12 protein-coding genes and 1 pseudogene are annotated in these 6,738 nt (G+C 31.8%); 10 read left to right on the top strand and 3 right to left on the bottom strand.

Translation table 11 applies throughout. The features are described from left to right. Nucleotides 1–39 precede the first annotated feature (39 nt). On the bottom strand, nucleotides 40–342 hold the full coding sequence (locus C6H18_RS09180; protein WP_104722793.1) for a hypothetical protein: 303 nt from the start codon (nucleotides 340–342) through the stop codon (nucleotides 40–42). A gap of 295 nt (nucleotides 343–637) precedes the next feature. On the opposite strand from C6H18_RS09180, the gene C6H18_RS09185 reads away from it, so the two are divergent. Together C6H18_RS09185 and C6H18_RS09190 are read left to right on the top strand one after the other, a co-directional pair. Further along, nucleotides 638–850 carry a hypothetical protein gene (locus C6H18_RS09185; protein ID WP_104722794.1) on the top strand — a complete coding sequence of 71 codons (213 nt, stop codon included), beginning with the start codon at nucleotides 638–640 and terminating at the stop codon, nucleotides 848–850. Nucleotides 851–1,190: 340 nt separating this feature from the next. Continuing rightward, nucleotides 1,191–1,445 carry a hypothetical protein gene (locus tag C6H18_RS09190; RefSeq protein ID WP_104722795.1) on the top strand — a complete coding sequence of 85 codons (255 nt, stop codon included), beginning with the start codon at nucleotides 1,191–1,193 and terminating at the stop codon, nucleotides 1,443–1,445. A gap of 36 nt (nucleotides 1,446–1,481) precedes the next feature. Here C6H18_RS09190 and C6H18_RS09510 read toward each other — a convergent pair whose 3' ends face one another. Both C6H18_RS09510 and C6H18_RS09195 read right to left on the bottom strand, forming a co-directional pair. Next, nucleotides 1,482–1,634: a hypothetical protein gene (locus C6H18_RS09510; RefSeq protein ID WP_158654906.1), complete on the bottom strand. Its 153-nt coding sequence runs from the start codon at nucleotides 1,632–1,634 to the stop codon at nucleotides 1,482–1,484. After that, nucleotides 1,631–2,056, bottom strand: coding sequence for a portal protein (locus C6H18_RS09195; protein ID WP_104722796.1), 426 nt, complete (start codon nucleotides 2,054–2,056; stop codon nucleotides 1,631–1,633). The genes C6H18_RS09510 and C6H18_RS09195 overlap by 4 nt, the downstream gene beginning before the upstream one ends. Here C6H18_RS09195 and C6H18_RS09200 point away from each other — a divergent pair. The 8 genes and pseudogenes from C6H18_RS09200 to C6H18_RS09230 form a co-directional block, all read left to right on the top strand. Continuing rightward, nucleotides 2,004–2,386, top strand: a pseudogene (locus C6H18_RS09200) (YcbK family protein). The gene C6H18_RS09195 and the pseudogene C6H18_RS09200 sit on opposite strands and share 53 nt — an antisense overlap. Beyond that, complete coding sequence (locus C6H18_RS09205; protein ID WP_104722798.1) at nucleotides 2,386–2,715, top strand: hypothetical protein; 330 nt, start codon at nucleotides 2,386–2,388, stop codon at nucleotides 2,713–2,715. The pseudogene C6H18_RS09200 and the gene C6H18_RS09205 overlap by 1 nt, the downstream one beginning before the upstream one ends. Beyond that, nucleotides 2,712–2,990 carry a hypothetical protein gene (locus C6H18_RS09210; protein ID WP_233704127.1) on the top strand — a complete coding sequence of 93 codons (279 nt, stop codon included), beginning with the start codon at nucleotides 2,712–2,714 and terminating at the stop codon, nucleotides 2,988–2,990. The genes C6H18_RS09205 and C6H18_RS09210 overlap by 4 nt, the downstream gene beginning before the upstream one ends. Further along, nucleotides 2,991–4,319: a portal protein gene (locus C6H18_RS09215; protein WP_104722799.1), complete on the top strand. Its 1,329-nt coding sequence runs from the start codon at nucleotides 2,991–2,993 to the stop codon at nucleotides 4,317–4,319. Nucleotides 4,320–4,511: 192 nt separating this feature from the next. After that, complete coding sequence (locus tag C6H18_RS09515; RefSeq protein ID WP_158654907.1) at nucleotides 4,512–4,685, top strand: hypothetical protein; 174 nt, start codon at nucleotides 4,512–4,514, stop codon at nucleotides 4,683–4,685. 72 nt (nucleotides 4,686–4,757) lie between these two features. After that, nucleotides 4,758–5,141, top strand: a complete 384-nt coding sequence (locus C6H18_RS09220) for a hypothetical protein (protein WP_104722800.1) — start codon at nucleotides 4,758–4,760, stop codon at nucleotides 5,139–5,141. Next, nucleotides 5,142–5,387 (top strand): hypothetical protein, encoded by a 246-nt coding sequence (locus C6H18_RS09225; RefSeq protein ID WP_104722801.1) that lies wholly within the window; start codon nucleotides 5,142–5,144, stop codon nucleotides 5,385–5,387. Nucleotides 5,388–6,091: 704 nt separating this feature from the next. Further along, the coding region (locus C6H18_RS09230) for a hypothetical protein (protein WP_158654908.1) at nucleotides 6,092–6,738 on the top strand (647 nt) is incomplete at its 3' end.

Here is a 6,738-nt window from a genome sequence, read left to right on the forward strand (position 1 = left end):
TGAAAAAATATAAATATAAATACTTTTTATAGCTTATTGTTAATTTAATGAATCTATCTTAAGACTTGTAAGGGTTGATATTTCATAAGGAGGGATAGAAATCTTAAGAGAGAAATAATCTTTAGGCTTAAAGTAATACAGACTTATGAAATAAGGGATTCTTGCTTTAAGGCATTGCAAACTCATCAATGAAGAATCTAAGATTGTTTCATTATTATATTCCTCATTATTATTTTTATGTTTAATTTTATCGATACTTTTACGCAATTTATCCACTTGCCAAATAAGTCCTAAGATGATAACAACCTCTACAATCTCTAAAGCATAGCCTACAATTTCCATTTGCCACTCCTTTATGATAAAATACAATTAAGAGATAAGATGAATCCAAGCTTTATGCTCGGGCTTAGGAGCTAGGTTATAGCCTCTAAGATTTTGATTATCAAGTAGATAATCTTTAAATTAGCACTGCAGTTACTAATCTTTTCATCTTGTCTCCTTTTCTTTTGGATTTAAAACAAACTATTAATTTGTTCAATAGTATAATTATATCATCTTTTATTTTATAAATCAAGTTTTTATAAATATTTTATTTATTTTTATATATATTTTAAAATAAAATATTTAAAGGAAAAAGATGTCTTATAATGAGTTTGATGAAACATTAGAAAAATTAGGTTTGAATAAAAAAGATTTCGCCAATATGGTAAAAATGAGTTATACAAGTGTTACAAATTGGAAGCAAAACACTGAAGTAGCGGGTTGGGTTGATTCTTGGCTAGAGAATTATGCTAAAGCAAAAGCCTTAGAAAAAATCACTAAAGTTTTAAAGCCTTATATTAATGAATAAACCTCCCTTGTCATATTGAGGCAACGCCGAAATATCTCAAATGAATAAAAATCTACAAGTGTTTTAGCTACAGGTTAAATCCATCTTAGCCCCCTTAAGACGGGACAAAGCTAATAAGCCTTGACAGCAATTATACAAAGTAGTATAATCGCAACCAAGATGAATTTTGTAGCAATCATCTTAGCTCCTTTTTAGGGGCATAGATTTTGCCACAGGGGTGCTAACCTGTGGCAATCACCCCATAAAATTATACTTTAACTTCTACAAAATTACATTAAGTCTTTTGTTTTTGAGGCTTGTGCTATTTGTTAGGCGTTTCGCAGGATTTTAGGACTTTTACTTGATTTTTGAAACCTTTATTAACTTTTTGCAACTAGTTGGATTTACCAACAATATTTTAAGCTTTGTGTATGGGATTATCATAGGTGGCTGTGTGAGTGCGTGGTATTTCAAAAGCAGGGAAAAACCTATGCAAAACCATTTTTCTTGTTTAACTAAAAATGATTTTGAAAGTTATGTAGGCATTCACTTTTTAAACACAAAGGGCAAAAAGTCGGTTTTTATTGTCAAGCACTTCAAAACAAAACTTGCCTAGTTACTAACTCCCCTTGTCCTTATGCTTAAGGTTGTCCTAAAGGTCTTTAATACCCCTTTTTAAAATCCGAACAAAAACAAAAGCCCCAAAGAATCCTGCTAAAAAATGCCAATGTATCCCAAGCCTTAAAACTACATCACTTATACAAGCCCCAAAAAACACCAAAAAGATTAATCGAAAAATGCTCATCTTAAATCCACTCCCTCATCGATGTCTTCTTGCTGGGCTATTTTTTGCGCTAACTCCCCTTGAGCGGTGTATTTCTTAGCCTTAGCCTCACTCTCTAATATCTCACTTTGCATTTTTTGGAGCTCCATTTGTTGTAGCTGGTCTAGTTGTTGATTTTGGGCTTGTGCTTGTTGCTGCTCTTTTACCTGTTCCATTAGTTCCTCTATGTCTGCGATTATTGGGCTGTCAGTGTCTTTTAACATTAAAGGCAATAATCCGCTAACCATTTCAGGAGAAACTGAAGCTATGGTTTTAAAGATTTCACTCCAATGCGTAAATCTCTCCTCTCGTCCTAGCATTTTCAAGGTTGTTTTATAGCTTAAATCAAATTTGCCTATTTTTAGGGTATTTTGCGGATTTGATTGCAAATGTGGAAAATGCAAAAGACCTGATATGTGCCTAGTGATGAATTAATTGATATTCTAACAGAGATTAGAGAACATTTTGGACAATGCCTTAGAATCAACAGCGGTTATCGATGCCCTGAACATAATGCAAGAGTAGGAGGAGCAACGCAGAGCCAACACACCATTGGAAGTGCTGCTGACTTCATTGTGTTTAAAGTTCCAACTGAAGTGGTTTATCAATATGTAATGGAAAAATATGGAGATAGAGACTTAGGTATTGCGATTAAAAGAAATCCTAACAATCCTTATGGAGGATTTATCCATTTGGATACTAGAGGGAAAAAAGCTACTTGGGAGTATAAATAATGTTTTTTACACTTCTTAACAAAACAGACATTAAAGCAATTCTTGCAGTCGTGTGTATGTGTTTATCTCTGATCCTTTGTTTGCTTCTTTGGCAAAACTCTTACTTAAAAGAAAACTTGTTTTTAAAAGATTTAGAGATACAACAAGCCAATTCAAATCTTAAAGAATTAAATCTCGCTTTAGAAAAACAAAATGAATCTTTTAAAAAAATACAAGTGCAAAAAACATCCATTGACGCCACAACCATTAAACAAATTGTTTTAAAAGATTCTAGCTGCCAAGCAGAGATTAGAGCATATAAGCAAATCTTTAAGGAGCTTGGAAAATGAAAAAAGATTTTGCGAAACTCTTTAATCTTGCAATTAAAATTGTTTGGTTATGGATTTATACCTCTTTACTTCTTTTTCTTTTAGCTTTTTTGGCTGGATGTTCTACTAAGCCTATTTTAAAAGTTCAAACAAAGGAAGTTTTTATCCCCATTAAGTGCAATTTAAAGCTTCCCCCAAAACCTAAAGAAAATGGGAGTTTTGAAAGTCATAAAGAGCTTAGTTTGTATTATAAAGAGGTTGAGCAAATTGCTAAAGATTGCACAAGAAGGGATTAAATGTTAAGCATTATAGAATTAGAGCAAATGTTTCAAAGCGATTTTACTGCCAATACCGCTTCTCTCACAGAATACAAAGAGGCTAAAAAATACTATCATTCTAACCAATTACCTCCAGATGTGGAATCTGTAATTAAGCAAAGAGTAGCAGTTCCTATTTATGAGAATGTTTATCGAATGATCGTTAATAAAATCTTAGGGTATAAGGCTCAAAGTATTCAAGAAATAAGGGTTAGTGGCAGACAAGAGGAGGATAAAGCTCTTGCTGAAGTATTAAATGATATTTTAGATGTTTTTTCCCAAAGCGAAAATTATGATAAAGAGATTATTAAACGAGATAAAGACTTAATTTTTGGACTTGCTATTATGCAAGTTTGGGTGAGCAAAGAGGGGGAGGATTTTATTTTAGTTTTAGAAAATATCCCCGCACAAAGTTTTATTATCGATAAATACAGCACTGATATTAATGCTAAAGACGCTAGAAGGTTTCATAAAATTATCAATGTTTCTTTGGAATTTGCTAAAGAAATGTTCCCTGATAAAGGTTTTAATATTGTTGAAGATTCCATAGATAAAAGAGTAAATCTAGTAGAAACTTGGATAAAAGAGGAGGGAGGATTTTCTAGGTATATATGGCAAAAAGGAGCGGAAGTTTTTAGTTATGAAATTTCTCCTTTTAAAGGAGGGGGGCATCCCTTTATTATCGCTAAATATGCCATAGATGAAAAGAATAATTGGTATGGGCTTTTTAGGGATATTAAACCTTTACAAGACTATATTAATTTTGCAGAAAATCGAATGGCTAATATGATGGGAAGCTTCAAAGCATTTTATGAAGAAGACGCTGTTATAAATGCTGAAGAGTTTGCTGGTGAAGCTAGTTTAGATAATGCTATTGTTAAAGTAGCTAATGGTGCAATTAGGGATGGGAAAATTCATTTTGTGCAACATCATAGTGATATTGCTACTTTATCCCAAAAGGTTAATGAGAAAAGGAATTTGGCTAAATTATTAAGTGGGCTAAATGATGAAGCCTTAGGTATGGCAATAAACCGACAAGGCGGAGTAGCCATTGCTCAAAGAAGAGATGCAGGGTTAATGGGATTACAGGATTTCATTAAGACTAGTGATGAGATGGATAAACTTATATTCCAAAAAGCCCTTGATTTTATCCAGCATTATTTCACTAAAAGGCAAGTTTTTAAGATTATAGATAAAAAGGTGGGAGATAGATATTTTTCTATTAATACCAAAGAAGAAAATAAAATTAAAGTAGGGAAATTTGATTTAACCTATAAAACCCAGCTGAAAACGCAAGGAAGAGAATAGAGATTTGCTCATTGGAGTGAGATGCTAAAAACCATTGCTCAAATACGACCTGATTTAATCGCATCTTTACTACCATTAATGTTAAAAGATACAGACTCTCCTATTGTTGCAGACATTGAATAAGCTATTGCAAAAGCAGAACAATCACAAAAAGCACAGGCTCAAGCAAACTCGCAGTTACAAGATATGCAAATGCAGTTAAACTTAAAAGAAATGGAAGCTAAAATTAAAGAATTAGAAGGCAAAGCGATAAAATACACCGCACAAGGAGAATTAGCCCAGAAAATTGCTAATCAACAAGAAGAAGATAAAGGAGGGATTGGCAATAAAATAATCCAAACCAGCAAAGGAATGGATTTGCGGTAGCTATTTATTAAATAGATTTTAACCCTTTAATTATGCTCTTTATTTTTTTACCATTAACAAAAAGGAATAATTATGAATATTTTGGGACAAAATAGTTTAAGTTCTATAATTTTTACACCTCCTAAAAAAACTACAGGTTTTTTAGACGCTACTTCTTCAACTGCTAAAGCTACATCTCCTGCTAAAGGTTTTGGTGCTTTTGAGTTTTTTAATAGTAAAGGATTTGGTGGTGCTTTAGCTGCTGTTGGAGCCGCAACAGATATTTTTAATGCTTTCTCTTCTTACACTAATGCGAGAAAATCTTTAAAAGAGCAAAAAAGAATAAATAATTTACTAGAGCAACAATACCATAAAGAAAATCAAAGGTATGAGGAGAACAAGAAAAAAAGAGAGGAAGCCGATAAAATCGTAGCCGATGCAGCTTCTCTTTATGAACTCCCCACCCAAAGAGACTAAATGAGAGTTTTTAATTATCCTTTTAAACCCAATGTCGCTTTTTTAAAAAATGCCTTTACATATACTTTAGAAACTATAGATTTAAAAACAGGTGAAAACAACTTAAGCATTACTTCAGAGGGGGAATATTATCAAGATAGCTTGAATAATATTTTTTTCATATTTGAAGGAGAAGGAGTTTTAGATTTTCAAGATTGTTTAAAAGATTATGATTTTAGCAACTTGTATTTTAAGTTTTTAGAATAGTTTTTAAGCACTTCTAGCCATAATATTAACGCTAATACTTCGCAAAAAGAGAAGATTGAGGATTTTATAGAAGTTTATAATAAAAATATTCAAAAAGGCTATGTTTATCTTAATCCTCCAAATTTTAGTAAGCTTGATAGCCTTTTAGTAGCAGGAAATAAAAATCTCTAATTTATTGTATAATTGTAAGGTTTAAGGTGAATCTCTTTGCTTGATTGAAAGGAGGTTTGATGGAAGTAGTTTTAATTTTAATTCTACTTGTAACGCTTATTCAGACTTTAAAGTCTAAATAAGAGCCACTTAAACTAACATTTCAATTATAAGCTCTCCATACTAAAGAGAGCCTTAAACAAACACTTCTAATCAAGCTCTAAGTATGGGGGCTTGATGATTTTAGGCTTTAAAGTAAAGCTTATAACCAAGAAAAATACACAAGCCAATGGTTGCTATAGCAATAAGGATCTCACCCATTTTTACTCCTTTGGTCTAACTTAATTGACATATACATAATACAGATGCTACCTATTGTGATAATGCAAGGCATAATGCCAAAATCACCATTAAGTATTGCAAAAGTTCCATTTACAAATAATCCAAGTCCAATGTTTTTACACAAATCATACATTGCAAAATTATACCAAATTTTTTAACCCTTAAATTGTTCTTTTAAAAATCCTAAAATGTCCTTTTTAAAAGGATATATTATGGATAGAATTTACTTAGACTTTAATGCACTAGAGCAAGATAATATTCCAAAAGCACAAACTCTTGATTATTTGCGGAAAAACTTTAAAACAAATATTGATTGGGAGGCATTAAATGAAAGCTTAAAACATCTCCCCCAAGAACAAAAAGAGGAAATTATTTACCATTCCTTAAAAAATGACCAAAGATGGGAAGCCTATCCTTTAAAACAACGCAATTCACAAGAATCTAATCTAAACCTAAACCATAAAGACTTGAATATTCTCCAAAAAACACCTCCAAAAGATAACAAAGTTAAAGGAGTATTAGAGGGTGTTAAATATCTTTTTGATAAGAAAGGCAGGGCAAAAGAAGCCATAAAAGAAGAGGCTTTTATACAAGATTTCTTACAAAAAGGCTTAAAGGATAAAGATTCTTTAAGTAAAGAAGAAAAAAATACCTTTTTAAAACTTAATGAAAATAATCTTCAATTACTCTTTGCAAAGTCTAAAGGAGAGGACGAATATACTAAAGCAGGAAATGCATTCATAGAAGATACTCTAAGGAATGAATCCCAAAGACAAAGGATGCTACAAGCTCTTTCCTTTAAAGATTTAAGCCAAGAAGACAAGGAGAGGATAAAACAGGAAACTAGCACTTGGAAAAA

It is taken from the genome of Helicobacter mesocricetorum (assembly GCF_900198605.1).
Taxonomy (GTDB): Bacteria; Campylobacterota; Campylobacteria; order Campylobacterales; family Helicobacteraceae; genus Helicobacter_D; species Helicobacter_D mesocricetorum.